This is a genomic window from Streptococcus sp. SCPM-O-B-15304 (M98) (assembly GCF_058200215.1).
In genome coordinates this window covers 133,218-152,830 of the sequence record NZ_JBYQGQ010000003.1, presented here as the reverse complement: position 1 = coordinate 152,830, position 19,613 = coordinate 133,218, and the positions used below count along the sequence as shown (strand labels likewise).

Below are 19,613 nucleotides of genomic sequence, written 5' to 3'. Positions count from 1 at the left end.
TGGGAAAACCCCATTTTCATACCCTTTATTTTATCATAATTTTCTAAAAAATCCAAAAATCCAATACAAGTAAGAAAAAACTGCAAGGTTTCCCTTGCAGTTTTTTAAGCGTTGAGAACCTTGTCCAAAAATTCTTTAAGACGCGGATGTTGTGGGTTATCAAAGATTTGGTCAGGTGTACCGTCCTCAAGGAATTCACCATCTGCAGTAAAGATAACTCGATTGGCAACCTTGCGAGCAAATCCCATTTCGTGGGTTACGATGATCATGGTCATGCCTTGTTCGGCCAATTCCTTCATAACGTTAAGAACGTCTCCAACCATCTCAGGGTCGAGGGCAGAAGTTGGTTCGTCAAAGAGCATGATATCAGGGTTCATGGCTAGACCGCGAGCGATAGCCACACGCTGTTTTTGACCACCTGATAGGCTTTCAGGATTTGCATTAGCCTTATCAGCGAGTCCAACTTTTTCAAGAAGTTCCATTCCCAATTTTTCAGCTTCGGCCTTAGTCATCAACTTATGCTCTACTGGTGCGAAAGTGATATTTTCCAATACCGTCATGTGTGGGAAAAGATTGAAGTGCTGGAACACCATTCCGATATTTTCACGAACGTGGTCCACGTTGGTTGCTTTATCCGTCAAATCATAGCCATTAACTGTGATATGACCTTTTGTACCTTCCTCAAGGAGATTCAAGCTACGCAAGAAAGTTGATTTACCTGAACCAGAAGGTCCAATGATACAAACAACATCACCTTCATAGAATTTTGCTGAAATTCCTTTAAGGACTTTGTTTTTACCATATTGCTTATGTAAATTATCGACATCGATTTTTAATTTAGCCATTATTGAATCCTCTTTTCTAAGCGTTTTGCAAGTCTAGTAAGAAGAGTGATAATCACAAGATAGAAGACTGCGAGAATTGCATACATTTTGAAACTTTGGTAGTTACGAGCAATGATAATCTTACCAGTCTGGAAGAGTTCGACCAAACCGATTGCAGATACGATAGTTGTATCTTTAAGTGCGATAACAAATTGGTTGACGAAGTTTGGAAGCATAAGTTTGGTTGCTTGTGGCAAGACAATCTTACGCATGGTTTTACTGTATGAGATACCAAGGCTTCGACTAGCTTCCATTTGTCCGATAGGAACTGCCTTAATACCACCACGAACAATTTCAGCGATATAAGCGGCTGAGTTTAGGGAGAGGGCGATTGTACCAGCGACAAAGTCATTGATTGGACTCTGTTGGCCTGTAAGGGATTCGATAAAGTTAGGAACTCCCCAGAAGATAAAGGCAGCAAGAATCATCAATGGAATACCACGAATCACATCGACAAAGATTTCTGAAATAAGACGAAGTGATTTATAAGGACTAACGCTAAACATACCAAAGATAATCCCGATAACAATCGCAATTGCAAAGGAAATCAAAGCTAGAGAAAGGGTAATTCCAAGTCCGCTGAGGAGTTGTTTGTAGTTGTTTTTCAACAAGCCCAAGATAGTAGTTTCGTCAACAGTTGATGATTCACTTGTTGAATCAGTTGCAAGGTATTTATCAAGAATCTTTTGGAATTCACCACTTGCTTTAAGATTTGCAAGACCATTGTTGAACATTTCAATCAATTCAGGATTGCTTCCCTTTTTAACTGCAAAAGCAGTTTCACCGATTGGAGTACCTTCGATTGGTGTTTTTAATTTTTGCCCTTGACTGATAGAGTATTTAAGAACTGGTTCGTCATCCATCACAGCGTCAATTGAACCAGTGTTCAAGCTATCATACATAGATGAACCGTCTGCAAAGGTTTTAATTTTATAACCATATTGGCTTTGATTTTCAGTTAGGAAGGTTTGAGAAGCAGTACCGTTTTTAACACCAACGGTTTTACCCTTCAAATCTTCATAAGAAGAAATGGTACTTGATTCCTTAACTCCAAGAATAGTATTAGCTGTATAGTAAGAATCAGAGAAATCAAAGGTTTCTTTACGAGCGTCTGTAACAGACATACCAGCAATCATACCATCAGCTTGACCAGATTGAACCGCGTTAATAGCAGCGTCAAAACCTGGGTTGGTGATTTCAATTTCAAAACCTTGGTCTTCGGCAATAGCCTTGATCAAGTCCATATCAATACCAGTGTACTGGTTGCTTGAGTTTTGGAAAACAAATGGTGCAAATGAAGAATCACTTGCGATAACGTATTTTGATTTGACTGGAGTAGCTTTTTGACCTGCGCTTGTAGTAGAAGTGAGAGAAGTTACTTGTGAACTAGTTTTAGAAGAACTTGTCCATTTATTGATAATTTTGTCCAAGCTACCATCTTTTTTCATCTGGGCTAAAGCTTCGTTAAATTCTGTAACTAGGTATTCGTACTTGCTACCTTTTTTAACTCCAAAAGCAAAGCTTCCAACGGCTTCTCCGTCCATGTTGATACTGAGATCTTGCCCTTGGTTAATAGCGTACTCGATGACTGGTTTGTCATCCATGATGGCATTTACAGCACCTGTACTGAGACTGTTATTCATCAAATCACCAGTATCAAAGGTTTTGATAGTGAAACCATATTTATCTTTGATACTTTCTAGGAAACGTTGTGCGGCAGTACCGTTTTTAACACCAACAGTTTTACCACTGAGTTCTTCATACTTAGTGATTTTGTTAGACTTAGTCGTTGCGATGACAACTTTTGTATCATAGTATGTATCAGACATGGTAAAGACGTTTTCACGTTCTTTGGTTTTTGTCATACCAGCCATGATTGCATCTGCTTGCCCTGCTTGGACCGCATTGACAGCAGCATCAAATCCTGGATAAGACATTTGGATATTCCATCCTTTTATCTCAGCGACTTTATTGATGATGTCGACATCAATTCCTTTATAAGTCTGGTCTGTATCTTTAAACTCAAAGGGTGCATAAGCAGTATCACTAACAATCTTGATAGTGTCCGCATTAACATAGCCTAAAGAGAATAAGGGAAATAAAAATAATAAAAATGCAAGGATTTTTTTCTTCATGTTTAGTCTCCTTTTTAGAATATTTACCCATTATAGCAGAAAATAAAAAAGTTGGCAAATATTTAGCATTTTGATGTGAGAAGATGTGACATGTAGTTTCTTGTAATACTGATTTTTTTGATGTAAAATTAAAAGAAGCCGAACACATAATGATGAGTTGGCTTGTTCTATATAATAGGAATGATTAGCTTGACTTGTGCACCATGATTACTATTTTCTAAGTGCATAGTTCCATTATGAAGTTTCATGACGCGCTTGACGAAAGATAAACCAAGTCCATAGTGACTTTCTTGAGAGGGGGTTCTTGCTTGGTCATCTCTATAGAAAAGATTTCCAGCATTTTGTAATATGTTTTTTGAAAAACTAGATTGGTTATTCCATATAGTTAGAACTAATTGACTATTTTCTTGTGAAATTGTTAGGTGGATTTGTGCATCATTCTCTTTTTGATGTTGTATGGCATTATTAATAATATTTGTGATTGCTCGGAAAAATAGATTGGAATGAATTGCGATTTGTGTCGATGGATTTACTGTGTTTGTAAAAACAAAGTGTGTATTTCTAGGAAGTAAAGGTGTGATATGTTCCTTTAATTGATGAGTTACTTGTTTAATTGATATGTTTTCAAGTTGAATATCATGGTCATAAAAAGTTTTGGAGTATTGGATGAAGTGGTTGAAATACTCATTTAACTGAATACTTGCTTGCTCCAGATCTCTTAGACATTCCATTACTTGGGGTGTCTGTTTGGTAGATTGTAGGAATTCAGCATTTCCTCTGATGACAGTTAGAGGAGTTCGAAGATCATGTGCAGCGCTAGATACTTGAAACATGAGTTCTTTTTTTTGTTCTTTTTCATTTTCAATTCTATTTTTTATATCAGATTGCATTTTTTCGATCAGATCATTTGTTTCAATAAATTCCTTAATCTGCAAATGGTGATTTTCATTTTTGTTGAAATATAGACCACTATGATAAACCATGTTCATTTCTTTTTGAATTTTGGTTAATAATTGTCGAATATTTGTTACAATGATAAGAATTAAAATGATGCAAAGATAAATCCAAGAACTGACGCTAAAAAATAAAGCAAAGATATTGGCATTTTTCTCATTGATTCCAGATACAGAAGATAGAAGAGCTGGAACTATGTAAAAAAGTATAAGACATAGAAGAAATTGCCAAATGATTGTAAGATAAGTACGCTTAATGAGTTGCTTGATTGTCATTTCTTTTGCCATTTGTATCCTCCTCCCCAAACCGTTTTGATTGGATCAATTTGATGAGCCTTAAATTTTTGTCTGATTTGATAGATGTATTCGGTGATTGACCGTATCTGTACATCAGAGCTTACAGGATAGAGGTAATCGTAAAGTTCCTCTGCGCTAAATATTCGGTTCTCATTTTTAGCTAAAAGATAAAGTAGATCAAATTCTCGCTTAGTTAGAGAAATGCTCTTGGATTGATAATAAACTTCTTGACTATCTCGATAAAAAGTTATATCTGAAATCAATTCTTCTTTAGAGGCAGGGTGAGATCTTTCCTCTCTACGAAGATGCATTTGAATTCTTGCAATCAATTCTTTAATGCTAAATGGTTTTGTGATGTAATCATCTGCTCCAGCTTGTATTCCCTTTAGTAAATCTTCTTCAAAATTTTTAGCGGTTAGAAACAGGATTGGAGTAGTAATTTGTGAACGAATGGAGCAACAAATCTCTAAACCAGAAATAGGCATCATGACGTCAAGTAAAATCAGATCGAATCCAGTAAAGTCACAGATGTCGATTTCTTCAATTTTAGACCGAGTTTTTACATCAAAGTTGTTGGCTTCTAATGCATTCACTATTAATCGTAATATTTTTTCATCATCATCAATTGCTAAAATTTTATACTTCATAGTTCCTCCAATTACTTGTGTATATTATAGCAAACATAGAAAGTAATTTGTTAGAAATAAAAAAATAATTATAAAAATGTTTATTCTGATTTTTTCCTGATATTCGCCTGATATACTTGCTCCAAGTGAAGGTGGAATTTCACAAAAAGTTAGAAGGGAAAAGAAGGAATGATAATAATTCAAAATCTACATAAGGAATATAATAATAAAATTGTCCTGCAAAATGTAACTTTCAAAGCTAAGAAAGGTGAGGTAACTGGATTGATTGGACCAAATGGTTCTGGGAAATCGACTTTAATCAGAATTTTACTTGGTTTAGAAAATAGTCAAACAGGAATGGCATTGATCAATGGCAAAAAATACTCACAATTGGGTAATAATCCTTTTTGTATTGTTGGATCATTCCTCGACAGTTGCCAACCTTATCCAACAAGAACAGGATTTCAGCATCTTCGGTGGATTGGCTTGGCTTGTGGTGTTGACAGAAATAGGTGCAAGGAATGTTTAGACTTGGTGGGATTAAGTGAAGCTAGAAATAAAAAAGTAAAAGACTATTCATTAGGAATGAAGCAACGTCTTGGATTAGCAACAGCATTATTAGCAAATCCTGACATCTTAATTTTAGATGAACCAATCAATGGACTAGATCCAGAGGGTATACGCTGGGTACGCAATTTTTTACAATCTTTTGTCAGTGAAGGTAAAACGGTATTAATGACAAGTCATTATATGAGTGAGTTAGAATTAACTGTAGATCATTTAGTTGGTATTTCTAATGGCAAGATCGTTATTGATGCTCCTACAAAAGATATTTTGAAACAGTTTGGCTCTTTTGAGGAAGCATATTTTAAGGCGCTCGAAGGGAAAGAAGGTGAATAATATGTTGAAGCGTTCCTTTTTTAGTGACCTTTATAAATATAGTAGTTTACCTACTTTTAAATTTACTTTTTTTCTTATTTTGGGAGTCAGCATATTTTTTACAATTCAAAATATCCAGGTGATAAATGCTTTAGTGGAAGGAAATAGCCAAGCAGTTAATCTTGATCCGTCTATGTTATCATCGAATCCAGTCTATACAGTCAGGGATGCTCTCTTATCCTCCCCCTACCAAGCAAGTGTTATTTTCTTGCCAATCTTGGTTTCACTTGTTTATTCAGCACATTATCAATTTGGTGATGATAATTTTACTCAGTTATTGATTCCTAACTGGAAAGTTGGTCTTACTGGTTTTATTGCTAGTTCGATTGTCCTATCGTTACTTTCTACTTTAATAATTTCTATAGTAAATGCTGTTATCTTACTCATTTTTCTAGATTCAACTTTAAAGAATTATATAGAATTGACTTTGTTCTTAGATGTTACGGTAAGAGTTATGATATTTGCAATCGTTCTTACTTTATTAGCTTTACTTTTCGTAATAGTAACGAAAAAATCAATGACTTCATTAATTGCAGATGTTTTATTATTGGTAATCAGTTTATCAGGTATTCTAAGAGGAATTTCCTCTAAAATAGAAAATCTATTGCCTTTGATTGGAGCAAAGTCATTTGCTTTTGGCCGAATTGAAGGGACTCAAACGAGCCAATTGTATGGATTTACACTTTTAGTAGTAGAAGGGATCTTGTTCTTGGTGTTCATAATGGTTGTAGAAAAGATTCGAACGGGGAGGAAGAATGGCAAAAGTATTTTTCAGTCTTATCGTCAAAAAATATAGTTTAAAACCCGTGAAGTACCAGATAACCATACAGTCATTTTTGATAGGTTTTGTGTGTCTCTTAAGTATTTTACCAGTTGCAATCAATGATACTGTTGTACAATTATCTATAAAGCAAGCTCTTGTTTTTGCATCAATGCTCTCTGTTAGTATTGGGTGTGTTAATGCATTTGTTGAGTTACAATCACACGAAACAAAACTAGTTTATTTGGTTAGTGGAAAAAGGATCTTAAGTTCAATTCGGATCCTGTTCGTAGAGTTATGTGATGTACTACTCCAATCAACCTTAAATTTCATTGTACTGCTTATATGGTTTCATTTTTTTAGTAGCGAAAATGGTGTCAGTTTAGAACTTTTCAGTTTCTATTTGATTGGCTCCATCCAATATTTTTTAATTTCTTACTTTTTAAGTTATTTTTTCAAAAGTCCCATGGGGAGTTTAGCTATTTTGTTGCTATTTCCTATTTTGTTACAACCGTTCATAGAAAGAGTAGCGGAACCAATGACTAGTTATCTATTTTATAATATTATTACGGATACAATACTAGGTAGTGCTTCCAATTTGCAACTCTGTATTTACGTTTTTGGACTTGTCAGTTCACTTGGAGCAACTCTCTACCTCTTGGTAAGGAATCAAGAAGTTAAGTAATAAATAAATATGATACTGATGAGCAAACCTTGCTAATTTTGTAAATCAATGACGTTGATGTTAATTACGTATTTCATGGTTTTAGAATAAAAGACAAGACTTTCGAAGTAATTGCGAGAGTCTTGTTTAGTTTTCATGCTAATGCGTGTCCAATTAATGATGTTGTAATTCGGACATATCCCGATTTAACGGATCATTTTGTAACATGTTGTCTTCCCTCTTCATTCCTCATCTCAGAGAATTCTAGTGATTTATGGTAAAATAAGGTCTATATATGTGAGGACAAAGAGATGATTAATCGAATTACAGATAACAAATTTAAACTTGTATCCAAATACCAACCTTCTGGGGACCAACCACAGGCCATTGAACAGTTGGTGGATAACATCGAGGGTGGTGAGAAGGCACAAATCCTGATGGGAGCGACTGGTACGGGGAAGACCTATACCATGAGTCAGGTCATTGCCCAAGTCAATAAACCGACCTTGGTCATCGCCCACAATAAGACACTAGCAGGCCAGCTCTATGGGGAGTTCAAAGAATTCTTTCCAGAGAATGCGGTTGAGTATTTTGTTTCTTACTATGATTACTACCAGCCAGAAGCCTATGTGCCGTCGAGCGATACCTATATCGAAAAAGATAGCTCGGTCAATGATGAGATTGACAAGCTTCGTCACTCAGCAACTTCAGCTTTGCTGGAGCGTAACGATGTGATCGTTGTGGCTTCTGTCTCTTGTATCTATGGTTTGGGTTCTCCTAAGGAATATGCTGATAGCGTGGTCAGTCTGCGACCGGGTCTTGAAATTTCTCGTGATAAACTGCTTAATGAATTGGTCGATATTCAATTTGAGCGTAATGACATTGATTTCCAGCGTGGAAGATTTCGTGTTCGTGGGGATGTGGTGGAGATTTTCCCAGCATCTCGTGATGAGCATGCCTTCCGTGTTGAGTTCTTCGGAGATGAGATTGATCGCATCCGGGAGGTTGAAGCTTTAACTGGTCAAGTCCTCGGTGAAGTGGACCATTTGGCGATTTTCCCAGCCACTCACTTTGTGACCAATGACGACCATATGGAAGTAGCCATTGCTAAGATTCAGGCTGAGTTGGAGGAGCAGTTAGCTATCTTTGAAAAAGAAGGCAAACTCCTTGAAGCGCAACGCTTGAAACAACGGACAGAGTACGATATCGAGATGCTACGTGAGATGGGTTATACCAATGGTGTCGAAAACTACTCACGTCACATGGATGGACGAAGCGAAGGAGAGCCTCCTTATACACTTCTTGATTTCTTCCCAGATGATTTCCTGATTATGATTGACGAGAGTCATATGACTATGGGGCAGATCAAAGGAATGTATAATGGAGACCGTTCACGTAAGGAAATGTTGGTTAACTACGGTTTCCGTTTGCCGTCTGCCTTGGATAACCGTCCCCTTCGTCGTGAAGAGTTTGAAAGTCATGTCCACCAGATTGTCTATGTTTCAGCGACGCCAGGTGATTACGAAATGGAACAAACGGACACTGTTATTGAGCAAATTATTCGTCCGACGGGTCTTTTGGATCCAGAAGTGGAAGTGCGCCCAACCATGGGACAGATTGATGATTTGCTTGGTGAAATCAATGCCCGTGTTGAAAAGAATGAACGCACCTTTATCACAACCTTGACCAAGAAAATGGCAGAAGACTTGACAGACTACTTCAAGGAAATGGGGATCAAGGTCAAGTACATGCACTCGGATATCAAGACTTTAGAGCGGACAGAGATTATCCGAGATTTACGATTAGGAGTCTTTGATGTCTTGGTTGGAATCAATCTCCTTCGTGAAGGGATTGACGTTCCTGAAGTAAGTCTGGTTGCAATTCTCGATGCCGATAAGGAAGGCTTCCTCCGAAATGAACGTGGTCTGATCCAAACCATCGGTCGTGCAGCCCGTAATAGTGAAGGTCATGTCATTATGTATGCGGACACCATAACTCAGTCTATGCAAAAAGCCATTGATGAAACAGCTCGTCGTCGTAAAATTCAGATGGCCTATAATGAAGAACACGGCATTGTCCCACAAACTATTAAGAAGGAAATCCGAGACCTTATCTCTGTCACAAAAACTGTGGCTAAAGAAGAGGACAAGGAAGTCGATATCAATAGCCTCAATAAACAAGAACGCAAAGAACTAGTCAAGAAACTGGAAAAACAAATGCAAGAAGCCGTCGAAGTGCTTGATTTCGAGTTAGCTGCTCAAATCCGTGACATGATGTTGGAAGTCAAGGCGTTGGATTAGATAGGGGAAGTATGAAATGGAAAAGTTAAATTATTTTACAGGTGAATTTAGTAAACCCGGATTAGAGAATTATTTTGATTTCTTGAATGAAGAAAAACTGGAATACGAACTTGAAAATTTTATTAATCAATATCTAAATTTATCTGAAGAAGAACAATTGAAATATACTGAAACTGTTCTTTATCTATGTAGTAATTTTTTAGAGAAAATTGATAAAACTATCCAGAAGAAGATTTTAGAAACAATAAATAAAATACTATCAACAAAAATACTATCAACAAAAATACAAATATATAGTTGGGCTGATATATCTTATTATTTAGATACTCTTTATTTATATTTATTTGAAATCGAAAGATATGAAGAATATTCTAAACTGTTTGAAAATGATAGTTATTTCTTTAAAATCCTTGATTTAATATTAAAAGAAAATTTAGAGGAAGGAGAATTCTTTTCTTCAGAATTACTTTCAGTTTTTGTTCAACTATTTAGACAAAATAGTTTACCAGAAGAAAGAAGAATCTATTTTCAGAGGAAATATGAATCATTTATCAACTTTTTATTTGAAAATAATTGTTTTGAGGATACTCTATATTGGTATTTTCAATCAGATGAGCGTGTTTCACTTTTTCAATTTGAGCATTTAAAGTTAATAAATAACTATTTCATGGAGAATCCTCAATCTGGAGATGTTGATGACTACCTATATTTTGTATCTAGGCATTTTGATGATATAATTAAAGATTCAATAGAAGTTATTCGAAAGATAGCAGAAGAAAATGATTCCGATATTATCCGCAACCAAGCAATTAAGTTAATTGAGAAGTATGATAATGATTATTTAAATGAGAAAAGTGATCCAGAATCTATTTCGTCATTAGATGCTGAACAACTTTTAGAACAAGCGGATAAGATTATATACTATATACGTTCTAAATTGACTGTTGATGCAACTGAGTTGAAAGAAATAGGTTCCTTTGGACATTATACTAGGATTGACACATTAACAAATTATCTTATAAAAGCAGACTGGAAAAATGAAAATAATTCTGAAATTCAACCTCCATTTTTACGACTTACTAATCTAAAACAGTTAAACGATCCGATGGAAGGAAGAGTAATATATGATTATTTGGGTATAGATAATACGTTTTTCAAACAATATCAAACTTCCAATGTTTTTATATCTTCTCTAACCACGGTATCTGATAGTTTACCTATGTGGAAAGAATACGCAGATTCATCTCAGGGAGCATTTCTTGAATATGATCTGTCTTATCTTGAAGATATAGTTGCTCATAAATCGATTGAGTTTGTTAAAGTTCATTATTTAGATTTAATGTCAGAGAATAAAGATGAAACAGATGTTGGTAAATATCTTGATGATTTAAAACATCTATTTGAAAAATTGCAGGATCTTAAAGCTGAAAAAGAATTGATAAGTTTTGCTGAGAAATTGAAGAAGATTTCTTACCTTTTCAAAGTTAAAGACTATGAGTATGAAATGGAGTATCGTATTTTAATTAATTTAGATGATACAGCTATACAAAATATTATTAAAAGAGATGCTAATGATTCATCAAATGAGAAGTACTTTAAGAAAGAAGAAATTGGGTTAGAAGTTTTTGATAAAGTTAACTATAATGATTTTAGGAAGTATATTGTATTAAGTCCGAAAGATAATGGTAGATATGATTTATTTGTATACATCAATCTACTACCTTTGAAATACTCAAAAGTAATTCTGGGTCCAAAGGTTACGGATGCAGACTATATTGCTCCTTATCTAAAACTTGCTAATCCTGAAATAGAGATTGAAAGTTCAAAAATTCCTTATCGGGGAGCTTAGAGATTTACATTTTTTAAAATTTTGTTGAAGAATGAGTAATTCCACTCTTGAGTAAAAAATGAAAAAGAACAAAAGAAAGTCAAATACAAAAAAGAATCTATCAAGTAAAGAAAGTTTTCATCTTTGGCTAGATTCTCATAAATTTTTAGGATTCTTCTTGATCCTCGGTCTTATCCTAGCAATAGGACTAAGTTTGAATCTAATTTTTGAAAGTCTTCCTATTCCGTCTCCATACAGAGATATCAACTATAGTTTTCCAATATATATAAATCTTTTTTGTCTGGTGTATCGATTATTTGACTATTGGTTCCTAGACTTGTCTAAGACAAGGATGACAATAAAAAGATATGCAGATTTATTTATCTATCTTAATAGTATCGGTTTAGTAGTCCATCTCTTTATTGGAATTGGCGGGAAAAATAGTAAAGGAATTTTGCCGTCTCTCTTGTCCCTAGATCACCGTTACATTTGGTTTCCAATAGCAACTTATCTGATCTTTTTCAGTTTGGCATGTATTATAACTATAGCGATGAAATATATTGAAAAGAAAAGGAGTCAATCATGATGAAACATCTAACTGTATTTAGGTTTATTTATCTTTTGTGCCTAGTATTTGTACTGATTCATTTTATCTTAGGCCTCTTTGGTTTAGCCTTTACACCAGTCTTGTGGAATCTCTGGTTCTTTGGTCTTTGCTTGACCTTATTTATCCAACCATGGACCATCTTTTATAAAACGAGAATTTTTCAGTGGCATCATCTAATTTTTCAGACTCTCAGCGGCTTCATTGCACTCTTGATCTGGTTTATGACATTTTTCTTCTTTTCCATTGTCCCAGATTCATCTATGCCTATCAATATAGACTATCAGGTGAATAGTAAAGAAAAGGAAATTAGAATCATTAGAGGATCTTTGCTCCATGAAATTCATGAATATCACGACTTGATTAATCCTTTGATTATGAAGTCTAAAGTTAAGTATGTAGAAAATTAAACATTAGAAAGTGAGTCTATGTATGTCTCGTGCACAATTAACGATTTTAACCAATATTTGCTTGATTGAAGACCTTGAAAAGCAGCGCGTGGTTATGCAGTATCGATCGCCTGAAACCAATCGCTGGTCTGGCTATGCTTTCCCAGGAGGTCATGTTGAAAATGGAGAAGCATTCGCTGAATCTGTCATTCGTGAGATATACGAGGAGACAGGTCTGACGATAAAAAATCCTCAACTGGTCGGTATAAAGAATTGGCCTTTAGACTCAGGTGAGCGCTACATTGTCTTTTGTTATAAAGCGACTGAGTTCACTGGTACTCTCCAATCATCTGAAGAAGGAGAAGTGTCCTGGGTGCAAAAAGACCAGATTCCAAATTTGGATCTGGCCTATGATATGCTACCCTTGATGGAGATGATGGAAGCTCCTGATAAATCAGAATTTTTTTACCGTCACCGTACAGAAGATGGATGGGAAAAGAAAACCTTCTAATCCTTTACTAAATAACCAAACTTATCCAAGGCCTTCTCGATATAGAGGAGGTCTTGTTCATTTTCAGCTTCGACTAGGTGATAATGGACGCCATCTGTTAATTCAGAAAGTGGTCTAAAATCAGACCTTTCGACTTGCTCTAAAAAATGCTGAACGTCCCGGCGACAAGAGAGTTTGAGCAAGGTTTCAATTTCTCCGTAGACAGGATGATCAATCAAGGTATTCTGAACACGTCCCCCATTATCGACGATAGCTAGAAGTTCTTGACCAATTTCTTCCATCTCGTGCTTAACTTTAAACAGTTTGTGAACATAAGGATTGGTCTTGCTTTCTTTATAAATATAGCCGCGATTGGTTGATAAGATCGGAGCACCATCAGCACGTAGAACAGCAATGTCCTGAACGATAATCTGACGGGTTACATGAAAACGGTCTGCTAATGTTTGACCATTTAGAGGTTTTTGAGACTCCTTTAACAGTTGTAAAAGTGCTTCTTTTCGATTTTTTGTCATATTCTTCTCTCTTAACGCTTAACGGCGTTTTTTCAATGCTTTATAAACAGCCAAGGCTAAGTAATAGTCTACCATACTATGAATAATAGTACCAAATCCAACTAATACAAACAAGACATAGAACATATTTTTTAAGTCAGTTCCAGTACTAGCATAAAAGATCATACAAGCCAAAACTTCAGCAATAGCATGAACCAAACCAAGTACAAAGTTAAAAATCAATGAAGATTTCTTATTGTCCAAGGTTTGAGGATGTTTTTGAAGATAGAAAGCACCCAGACTTCCAAAAAAGATATGGGAAAAGGCACGAAGTACGATAACAATCGGATACCCAGCCATGAGAAATCCTAAACTAGAAGCTATAATAACAAAGATAGCCATCCAGGGAGAGAGAAACATAGCGATAAAAATAGCAACGTGACTTCCTAAAGTGTAGGAAGCGGGAGGAATGACAATTTTAAAGGGCATCACCAAAGGAATCAAAATAGCGATAGCTGTCAGCAATGCGGTCAAGGTCATAAATTGTGTTTTCTTTTGTGTATTCATAATAACTCCTTTTTTCTGTATATACACTTGTATAGTACAATAAAAATTTAAACAAGTCAAGAAGCAAAATTGATTTTTGAGGAGATTATCTATAAATGAGGTTAAAGAATAAATAAAAATTTTAAAAAAATAAGCAAAAACTCTTGCACGAAACAAAGTAGTGTGGTATACTTATATACGGTTTGAAAAAACTGCCTAAGACAGTAGGGGAGCTCGACTCATAAGTATCCTACCGAGGACAAAACGTATCATGTAAAAAGAAGCGTATTGTACTTTCGTGTCTAGGTTTGGGCGCGTTTTTCTTTTGGAAAAATTCCCCAAGCAAAATAATTACGGAGGTGAACACACTAATGAGTGAAGCAATTATTGCTAAAAAAGCGGAACTAGTTGACGTAGTAGCTGAAAAAATGAAAGCTGCTGCATCAATCGTCGTTGTAGACGCTCGTGGTTTGACAGTTGAACAAGATACAGTTCTTCGTCGTGAGCTTCGTGGAAGCGAAGTTGAGTATAAAGTTATTAAAAACTCAATCTTACGTCGTGCAGCTGAAAAAGCTGGACTTGCAGAACTTGCATCTGTATTTGTTGGACCATCTGCTGTAGCATTTTCTAACGAAGATGTTATCGCTCCAGCGAAAATCTTGAACGACTTTGCTAAAAACGCTGACGCACTTGAAATCAAAGGTGGTGCAATCGAAGGCGCTGTCGCATCAAAAGAAGAAATCGTTGCTCTTGCAACTCTTCCAAACCGCGAAGGACTTCTTTCTATGCTCCTTTCTGTACTTCAAGCGCCAGTGCGCAACGTTGCTCTTGCAGTCAAAGCGGTTGCAGACAACAAAGAAGACGCAGCTTAATCTTAAGCTACGCAGCGTAGCCTAGCTACAAAAATATAAACATAAAATATAAACTTATTTGGAGGAAATAACAATGGCATTGAACATTGAAAACATTATTGCTGAAATTAAAGAAGCTTCAATCCTTGAATTGAACGACCTTGTAAAAGCTATCGAAGAAGAATTTGGTGTAACTGCAGCTGCTCCTGTAGCTGTAGCTGCTGCTGGTGGTGCTGAAGAAGCTGCTAAAGATTCATTTGACGTTGAATTGACAGCTGCAGGCGACAAGAAAGTCGGCGTTATCAAAGTTGTACGTGAAATCACAGGTCTTGGTCTTAAAGAAGCTAAAGAACTTGTTGATGGTGCACCAGGTGTCATCAAAGAAGGCGTTGCAGCTGCAGAAGCTGAAGAAATCAAAGCTAAATTGGAAGAAGCTGGAGCTTCAGTTACTCTTAAATAAGAGGCATATACCAATTAGAATTCGGAATACTATAGTATCAGCCTTTTAGAATCGTGAACACATTTTAGAAACTGATAAATTAATTTAGTTTCCTACCAAAAACCCTACCAAAAATTAATTTGGCAGGGTTTTTCTTTTTAACAAATTTATCGTGGAGAACAATTGAATATTGTTCTCCTTTTTTTATTTTCAGGAGGGAAAATGACAAAAGAATTACAATCATCACGCTATATTGTCATTTCATTTTTAGTACGTGAAATGGGAATTGATATTGTTGAAGCCATCTCTCTTATGGCAGAATTAGAAAAAAGTGGCTTGGTTCGATTGGAATCAAGTGGAGATTTAATACTCAAAGAACTAGGAGGAGCTCTATGAAACGAATTACCGCAAATCAATACCATACTTCAGAACGGTATTATAAATTACCTAAAATTCTTTTTGAGGATGAAAAATATATGGATATGAAACTAGAAGTAAAGGTGGCTTATTCTATTTTAAAAGATCGTTTAGAATTATCTCTCAGTCGTGGTTGGATAGATGAAGAAGGGGCGGTTTATTTAGTATTTTCTAATTCTAAACTGATGAAGTTGTTAGGTTGTTCTAAGTCAAAATTATTGTCCATCAAAAAGATTCTTAAAGAATATGACTTAATTGATGAAGTTCAACAGTCTTCAAGTGAGAAAGGGAGACTTGCTAATAAGATTTATTTAGGGGAATTGTCTTCTACCCCAGTAGCTAATTCAAACAGGCCTAGTGTTAAAAAAAGACTAGGGCAGGATGAAAATGAAACGGCCCCCGTCTCACATTCAGCCCCTAGTGAGACTGAAGTTAGTGAGACTAAATATAGTGAGACTGATTCTTTATTTATTGAGGATGAGGAGGAGAGGTATACTCAACCTATCTTGAAAAGAAAAGTAGAAAAGGTCACAAAATATGATCAAGATTATATTTGGGGATTGGTACAAGATCAATTTAGACGAGAAGGTTTTTCTGAAACAGCCAGTGAAATTGCTATGACTGATTTTGAGAGAATCTATCAGTATGCTCTTGACAATGTTCGCTTTGTTAGAAGAGCGGAAGTACTTGCTGAATTTGTGTTTAATGGCCTGTATTCTGTTTGGAATAACCGTGTTAGAAAAGGAGGTGGTTAGATGTCGTCAATCGAGTGGATATTAGTTTTGCTCATTTTAATTTCAAGCGGTATGACTCTTTGGGCATTGATAGTCGATCAGAAAGGGGTGATAAAGAAATGAGATTTATTGATTTATTTTCAGGTATCGGTGGCTTTCGACTTGGAATGGAAAGTGTCGGACACGAGTGTATTGGATTTTGCGAGATTGATAAATTTGCTAGAGAATCTTATAAATCCATTTTTCAAACGGAAGGAGAAATCGAATTTCATGACATACGAGATGTTTCAGATGACGAATTTAAAAAACTTAGAGGGAAAGTCGATATCATCTGTGGGGGATTCCCTTGTCAAGCATTTTCAATCGCAGGAAGACGATTGGGATTTGAAGATATTAGAGGAACTTTGTTCTTCGAAATTGCTCGGGCGGCCAAACAAATCCAACCACGTTTTCTTTTTCTTGAAAATGTTAAAGGCTTACTCAATCACGATAAGGGACGGACGTTCACCACAATCCTTACCACACTTGATGAGTTGGGGTTTGATGTTGAGTGGCAGGTGCTTAACAGTAAGGATTTTGGCGTTCCCCAAAACAGAGAGAGGGTGTTTATTATCGGACATTCTAGAAAGAAAGGTACCAGACTCTTATTTCCTTTCAGACGAGAAGGTCAAGCAACTAACTCTGAGAATTTGAAAGCACTAGGAAATTTGAATCCATCAAGAAGTGGAATGAGTGGTAAAGTCTATTATTCAGAAGGTCTTGCGCCAACCTTAGTTCGTGGAAAAGGAGAAGGATTTAAAGTTGCGATTCCTTGTATGACACCAGACAGATTAGAAAAAAGACAAAATGGTAGACGTTTCAAGGATAATCAAGAGCCAATGTTTACTTTAAATACTCAGGATCGCCATGGTATTGTCGTTGTTGGGGATTTACCAACTAGCTTTAAGGAAACTGGTCGCGTCTATGGAAGTGAGGGCTTATCTCCAACACTGACTACGATGCAAGGAGGAGATAAAATCCCCAAAATACTGATTCCAGAACCAATCCAATTTCTAAAAGTACGGGAAGCAACGAAAAAAGGATATGCTCAAGCAGAGATTGGAGATTCAATCAATTTAGAAAGACCAAGTTCTCAGTATCGGCGTGGTAGAGTTGGAAAAGGTATAGCGAATACGTTAACAACTAGTGGTCAAATGGGAGTAGTAGTTGCTAGTTATGAAGGAGAAGATAAACAAGTTTATCATGTAGCCGGTGTATTAATAGATGGACAATTTTACCGTTTGAGAATACGACGAATCACTCCTAAAGAGTGTTTTCGCCTGCAGGGCTTTCCTGATTGGGCTTTTGAAGCTGCTAGAAAAGTCTCTAGTAATAGTCAGCTCTATAAACAAGCTGGTAATAGCGTAACAGTACCTGTGATTGCTGCAATCGCAAAGAAATTAAAAGAAGTAGAGGAAAAAGATGAAAGCTTTAAATAAAGAGTCAATACTAGATTGTGATGAATTAGAAACACAATTACATGATGCAGAGATCAAACAGCTGGATGAACAAATATTTTTGATGCCCAATTATCCATGTGAGTTTGAAGTGACATTTTTAGATGATTACCATAAAAAACATAATTACCCACTATTTTATGAATCCTATCTTCAAAACGTTATGGAATTCCTTGAAAGTCAGGATATAAAGAACGGAGCTGATGCCTTTGTAGATGATAATCAAAATCTTGTTTTTGTTTTATATGGACAAGGCTATCGAGCCGAGGGAAAAGAGGGAATACTTACAACCCAAGTAACTGTAAAAGCCTATGATGAAGACAAGAAATCAATTAACTTCTCAGATCTATTAGATTCCTTAATCGTCTCAGAATATCAAATGGAACCGAATCTTTGGGAGGTCTCCCATGATTGATCTCTATCTAAGTAAAAATAACCATAGAAATCAACTTCTTTTAGATTTCTTTCAAAACTACGGAATAGAGGTATCTTGTCATTCGATTTCTGAAATGACAAAGGACAAATTAATTGAGATGATGAGCTATTCTTCAGATTGTTTTGAGTTTTTATCTCCTAATTTATTACGATTTAAGAACCGTGACAATCTAAGATTAACGGATTTCATCGAAATGATATTAAAAAATCCTGAACTAAGCATCAGACTTCCTCTTGCAGTTTCAAATAAGAGAGTTTATCCAAATCTGAATTTGGAAGAGGCTAGAGCTCTATTGCCAAGAGATACGAAACAATTGATTTACATGGCACAAACACATTATTTATCTAACTAAAGGAGAAGCAATATGGCTGAACGATTTTGGGAGAACTTGTCCATTATTTTGGCTGAAAGAAATATTAGCTGGATTGAGTTAACCAGAAAAATGTTTGCGGGAGAGTTTCACTATCCAAGTGAATTGAATCGTTTGTATCAAAAGATTCGTCACTACAAGATGGAACAACGAATGCCTCAAAGTCCATGGGTAGAAAGGATTGTGCAGGTATTAGATTTAGATTATGAAGATTTATTTCGGAGGTAACTATGAAAAGAATAATTCCAGTTTATATATTCCAACAAGTAAATGTCCTATTGGTATCTCTATACTTATTGAAATTTCTTTGTATCGGTGAGTTAACTATACTACAGATTCTCTATAGTTCGTCACTCATTTCTTTTTTATGGATGTATGGCCAACGCAAACAAGCTCATAAGGTCAATATGAAATCTAGGATGAAATGGCTTGGTATTGGATTCGTTAGCCTACTGATTATAAGTCTATGTTTTAGCCTAATCCATGCTCAAGGAACTACGAATCAAGCAAACTTAATTGGCCTTCAACATCAAGTCCCTTGGTTTTCATTTTTATTGTTCTTAATCAATGCGAGTATGGTTGAAGAATTTCTGTATCGAGAAATTTTATGGAACTTGGTTAGAAAATTAGATATTCGAGTTGCTTTGACAAGTGTTTTATTTGCCTTAGCACATCATCCAGGAACCATTCTAGCTTGGTGTTTATATGTTTCACTTGGGATGTTTTTAGGGCTTGTACGCTACAAATCGGACTTATGGGGCAGTATGGGGCTACATTTGGTGTGGAACCTACTAGTTTATAGTTTGCTGCTTTTTTAAAATAGGTGCCCTGATTTTTAGATATTCATAATGAATGTAATTGTTGACAAATATGGACTAATTGCGTATAATGAAGATAATTAAATGATATAATTACTTGTGGGCTAGTGGATATGGTCTGCACC

General features: G+C 35.7%; 22 protein-coding genes and 1 other annotated feature. Of the genes, 16 read left to right on the top strand and 6 right to left on the bottom strand.

Features of this window, described 5'->3' with window-relative positions:
* Positions 1-104: 104 nt before the first annotated feature.
* The 4 genes from AC3E7H_RS03035 to AC3E7H_RS03020 form a co-directional block, all read right to left on the bottom strand.
* A complete protein-coding gene (locus tag AC3E7H_RS03035; protein ID WP_001096308.1) occupies positions 105-845 on the bottom strand; it encodes an amino acid ABC transporter ATP-binding protein in 741 nt (246 codons plus the stop codon).
* Positions 845-3,019, bottom strand: a complete 2,175-nt coding sequence (locus tag AC3E7H_RS03030; RefSeq protein WP_490676076.1) for an ABC transporter substrate-binding protein/permease — start codon at positions 3,017-3,019, stop codon at positions 845-847. The genes AC3E7H_RS03035 and AC3E7H_RS03030 overlap by 1 nt, the downstream gene beginning before the upstream one ends.
* A gap of 167 nt (positions 3,020-3,186) precedes the next feature.
* Positions 3,187-4,260, bottom strand: coding sequence for a sensor histidine kinase (locus tag AC3E7H_RS03025; RefSeq protein ID WP_490676075.1), 1,074 nt, complete (start codon positions 4,258-4,260; stop codon positions 3,187-3,189).
* The gene (locus tag AC3E7H_RS03020) at positions 4,245-4,916 is read right to left on the bottom strand and encodes a response regulator transcription factor (protein WP_490676074.1); all 672 of its coding nucleotides are present in this window, start codon (positions 4,914-4,916) and stop codon (positions 4,245-4,247) included. Before AC3E7H_RS03020 ends, AC3E7H_RS03025 begins: the two co-directional genes overlap by 16 nt.
* A 168-nt stretch (positions 4,917-5,084) precedes the next feature.
* On the opposite strand from AC3E7H_RS03020, the gene AC3E7H_RS03015 reads away from it, so the two are divergent.
* From AC3E7H_RS03015 to AC3E7H_RS02985, 7 genes are all read left to right on the top strand, one after another.
* Positions 5,085-5,795 carry an ABC transporter ATP-binding protein gene (locus tag AC3E7H_RS03015; RefSeq protein ID WP_490676073.1) on the top strand — a complete coding sequence of 237 codons (711 nt, stop codon included), beginning with the start codon at positions 5,085-5,087 and terminating at the stop codon, positions 5,793-5,795.
* Between the two features lies 1 nt (position 5,796).
* Complete coding sequence (locus tag AC3E7H_RS03010; RefSeq protein ID WP_490676072.1) at positions 5,797-6,630, top strand: hypothetical protein; 834 nt, start codon at positions 5,797-5,799, stop codon at positions 6,628-6,630.
* Positions 6,590-7,279, top strand: a complete 690-nt coding sequence (locus tag AC3E7H_RS03005; protein WP_490676071.1) for a hypothetical protein — start codon at positions 6,590-6,592, stop codon at positions 7,277-7,279. Before AC3E7H_RS03010 ends, AC3E7H_RS03005 begins: the two co-directional genes overlap by 41 nt.
* A gap of 290 nt (positions 7,280-7,569) precedes the next feature.
* Entirely contained in the window at positions 7,570-9,558 is a 1,989-nt protein-coding gene (gene uvrB / locus AC3E7H_RS03000; RefSeq protein ID WP_490676070.1) for an excinuclease ABC subunit UvrB, read from the top strand.
* Positions 9,559-9,574: 16 nt separating this feature from the next.
* Positions 9,575-11,407, top strand: a complete 1,833-nt coding sequence (locus tag AC3E7H_RS02995; RefSeq protein WP_000413447.1) for a DUF2971 domain-containing protein — start codon at positions 9,575-9,577, stop codon at positions 11,405-11,407.
* Between the two features lie 561 nt (positions 11,408-11,968).
* Positions 11,969-12,400, top strand: a complete 432-nt coding sequence (locus AC3E7H_RS02990) for a hypothetical protein (RefSeq protein WP_000975444.1) — start codon at positions 11,969-11,971, stop codon at positions 12,398-12,400.
* 22 nt (positions 12,401-12,422) lie between these two features.
* Positions 12,423-12,890 (top strand): 8-oxo-dGTP diphosphatase, encoded by a 468-nt coding sequence (locus tag AC3E7H_RS02985; RefSeq protein WP_000085595.1) that lies wholly within the window; start codon positions 12,423-12,425, stop codon positions 12,888-12,890.
* Here the strand turns inward: AC3E7H_RS02985 and AC3E7H_RS02980 are convergent.
* The gene (locus AC3E7H_RS02980) at positions 12,887-13,402 is read right to left on the bottom strand and encodes a transcription repressor NadR (protein WP_000164964.1); all 516 of its coding nucleotides are present in this window, start codon (positions 13,400-13,402) and stop codon (positions 12,887-12,889) included. The two genes, AC3E7H_RS02985 and AC3E7H_RS02980, sit on opposite strands and share 4 nt — an antisense overlap.
* An 18-nt stretch (positions 13,403-13,420) precedes the next feature.
* Positions 13,421-13,948 carry an ECF transporter S component gene (locus AC3E7H_RS02975; protein WP_485764900.1) on the bottom strand — a complete coding sequence of 176 codons (528 nt, stop codon included), beginning with the start codon at positions 13,946-13,948 and terminating at the stop codon, positions 13,421-13,423.
* A 176-nt stretch (positions 13,949-14,124) separates the two neighbouring features.
* Positions 14,125-14,260, top strand: a sequence feature (ribosomal protein L10 leader region).
* A 38-nt stretch (positions 14,261-14,298) separates the two neighbouring features.
* On the opposite strand from AC3E7H_RS02975, the gene rplJ reads away from it, so the two are divergent.
* The 9 genes from rplJ to AC3E7H_RS02930 all read left to right on the top strand — a co-directional run bounded on the left by rplJ (position 14,299) and on the right by AC3E7H_RS02930 (position 19,488).
* Positions 14,299-14,799 (top strand): 50S ribosomal protein L10, encoded by a 501-nt coding sequence (rplJ, locus tag AC3E7H_RS02970; RefSeq protein ID WP_001287269.1) that lies wholly within the window; start codon positions 14,299-14,301, stop codon positions 14,797-14,799.
* A 73-nt stretch (positions 14,800-14,872) separates the two neighbouring features.
* A complete protein-coding gene (gene rplL / locus AC3E7H_RS02965) occupies positions 14,873-15,238 on the top strand; it encodes a 50S ribosomal protein L7/L12 (RefSeq protein ID WP_001196968.1) in 366 nt (121 codons plus the stop codon).
* 201 nt (positions 15,239-15,439) lie between these two features.
* On the top strand, positions 15,440-15,613 hold the full coding sequence (locus AC3E7H_RS02960) for a hypothetical protein (RefSeq protein WP_000159607.1): 174 nt from the start codon (positions 15,440-15,442) through the stop codon (positions 15,611-15,613).
* On the top strand, positions 15,610-16,389 hold the full coding sequence (locus AC3E7H_RS02955; RefSeq protein ID WP_000822760.1) for a replication initiator protein A: 780 nt from the start codon (positions 15,610-15,612) through the stop codon (positions 16,387-16,389). Before AC3E7H_RS02960 ends, AC3E7H_RS02955 begins: the two co-directional genes overlap by 4 nt.
* Positions 16,390-16,487: 98 nt before the next feature.
* The gene (gene dcm / locus AC3E7H_RS02950; protein WP_049498281.1) at positions 16,488-17,846 is read left to right on the top strand and encodes a DNA (cytosine-5-)-methyltransferase; all 1,359 of its coding nucleotides are present in this window, start codon (positions 16,488-16,490) and stop codon (positions 17,844-17,846) included.
* The gene (locus AC3E7H_RS02945; RefSeq protein ID WP_049498279.1) at positions 17,830-18,279 is read left to right on the top strand and encodes a hypothetical protein; all 450 of its coding nucleotides are present in this window, start codon (positions 17,830-17,832) and stop codon (positions 18,277-18,279) included. The genes dcm and AC3E7H_RS02945 overlap by 17 nt, the downstream gene beginning before the upstream one ends.
* Entirely contained in the window at positions 18,272-18,652 is a 381-nt protein-coding gene (locus AC3E7H_RS02940) for a thioredoxin domain-containing protein (RefSeq protein ID WP_049498277.1), read from the top strand. Before AC3E7H_RS02945 ends, AC3E7H_RS02940 begins: the two co-directional genes overlap by 8 nt.
* A gap of 12 nt (positions 18,653-18,664) precedes the next feature.
* Positions 18,665-18,898 (top strand): hypothetical protein, encoded by a 234-nt coding sequence (locus AC3E7H_RS02935; protein WP_000840776.1) that lies wholly within the window; start codon positions 18,665-18,667, stop codon positions 18,896-18,898.
* A 2-nt stretch (positions 18,899-18,900) separates the two neighbouring features.
* On the top strand, positions 18,901-19,488 hold the full coding sequence (locus AC3E7H_RS02930; protein WP_000821296.1) for a CPBP family intramembrane glutamic endopeptidase: 588 nt from the start codon (positions 18,901-18,903) through the stop codon (positions 19,486-19,488).
* Positions 19,489-19,613: the final 125 nt, after the last annotated feature.

Excerpts from the sequence above, each read along its gene's own strand:
- uvrB (WP_490676070.1), top strand. The coding sequence starts at position 7,570 with ATGATTAATCGAATTACAGATAACAAATTTAAACTTGTATCCAAATAC.
- AC3E7H_RS03015 (WP_490676073.1), top strand. The coding sequence starts at position 5,085 with ATGATAATAATTCAAAATCTACATAAGGAATATAATAATAAAATTGTC.
- rplL (WP_001196968.1), top strand. The coding sequence starts at position 14,873 with ATGGCATTGAACATTGAAAACATTATTGCTGAAATTAAAGAAGCTTCA.
- AC3E7H_RS02990 (WP_000975444.1), top strand. The coding sequence starts at position 11,969 with ATGATGAAACATCTAACTGTATTTAGGTTTATTTATCTTTTGTGCCTA.
- AC3E7H_RS03005 (WP_490676071.1), top strand. The coding sequence starts at position 6,590 with ATGGCAAAAGTATTTTTCAGTCTTATCGTCAAAAAATATAGTTTAAAA.
- AC3E7H_RS02960 (WP_000159607.1), top strand. The coding sequence starts at position 15,440 with ATGACAAAAGAATTACAATCATCACGCTATATTGTCATTTCATTTTTA.
- AC3E7H_RS02945 (WP_049498279.1), top strand. The coding sequence starts at position 17,830 with ATGAAAGCTTTAAATAAAGAGTCAATACTAGATTGTGATGAATTAGAA.
- AC3E7H_RS03010 (WP_490676072.1), top strand. The coding sequence starts at position 5,797 with ATGTTGAAGCGTTCCTTTTTTAGTGACCTTTATAAATATAGTAGTTTA.
- AC3E7H_RS02975 (WP_485764900.1), bottom strand. The coding sequence starts at position 13,948 with ATGAATACACAAAAGAAAACACAATTTATGACCTTGACCGCATTGCTG.
- AC3E7H_RS02940 (WP_049498277.1), top strand. The coding sequence starts at position 18,272 with ATGATTGATCTCTATCTAAGTAAAAATAACCATAGAAATCAACTTCTT.
- rplJ (WP_001287269.1), top strand. The coding sequence starts at position 14,299 with ATGAGTGAAGCAATTATTGCTAAAAAAGCGGAACTAGTTGACGTAGTA.
- AC3E7H_RS02995 (WP_000413447.1), top strand. The coding sequence starts at position 9,575 with ATGGAAAAGTTAAATTATTTTACAGGTGAATTTAGTAAACCCGGATTA.
- AC3E7H_RS03020 (WP_490676074.1), bottom strand. The coding sequence starts at position 4,916 with ATGAAGTATAAAATTTTAGCAATTGATGATGATGAAAAAATATTACGA.
- AC3E7H_RS02935 (WP_000840776.1), top strand. The coding sequence starts at position 18,665 with ATGGCTGAACGATTTTGGGAGAACTTGTCCATTATTTTGGCTGAAAGA.
- AC3E7H_RS02955 (WP_000822760.1), top strand. The coding sequence starts at position 15,610 with ATGAAACGAATTACCGCAAATCAATACCATACTTCAGAACGGTATTAT.
- AC3E7H_RS03030 (WP_490676076.1), bottom strand. The coding sequence starts at position 3,019 with ATGAAGAAAAAAATCCTTGCATTTTTATTATTTTTATTTCCCTTATTC.
- AC3E7H_RS02930 (WP_000821296.1), top strand. The coding sequence starts at position 18,901 with ATGAAAAGAATAATTCCAGTTTATATATTCCAACAAGTAAATGTCCTA.
- dcm (WP_049498281.1), top strand. The coding sequence starts at position 16,488 with ATGAGATTTATTGATTTATTTTCAGGTATCGGTGGCTTTCGACTTGGA.
- AC3E7H_RS02980 (WP_000164964.1), bottom strand. The coding sequence starts at position 13,402 with ATGACAAAAAATCGAAAAGAAGCACTTTTACAACTGTTAAAGGAGTCT.
- AC3E7H_RS03035 (WP_001096308.1), bottom strand. The coding sequence starts at position 845 with ATGGCTAAATTAAAAATCGATGTCGATAATTTACATAAGCAATATGGT.
- AC3E7H_RS03025 (WP_490676075.1), bottom strand. The coding sequence starts at position 4,260 with ATGGCAAAAGAAATGACAATCAAGCAACTCATTAAGCGTACTTATCTT.
- AC3E7H_RS02985 (WP_000085595.1), top strand. The coding sequence starts at position 12,423 with ATGTCTCGTGCACAATTAACGATTTTAACCAATATTTGCTTGATTGAA.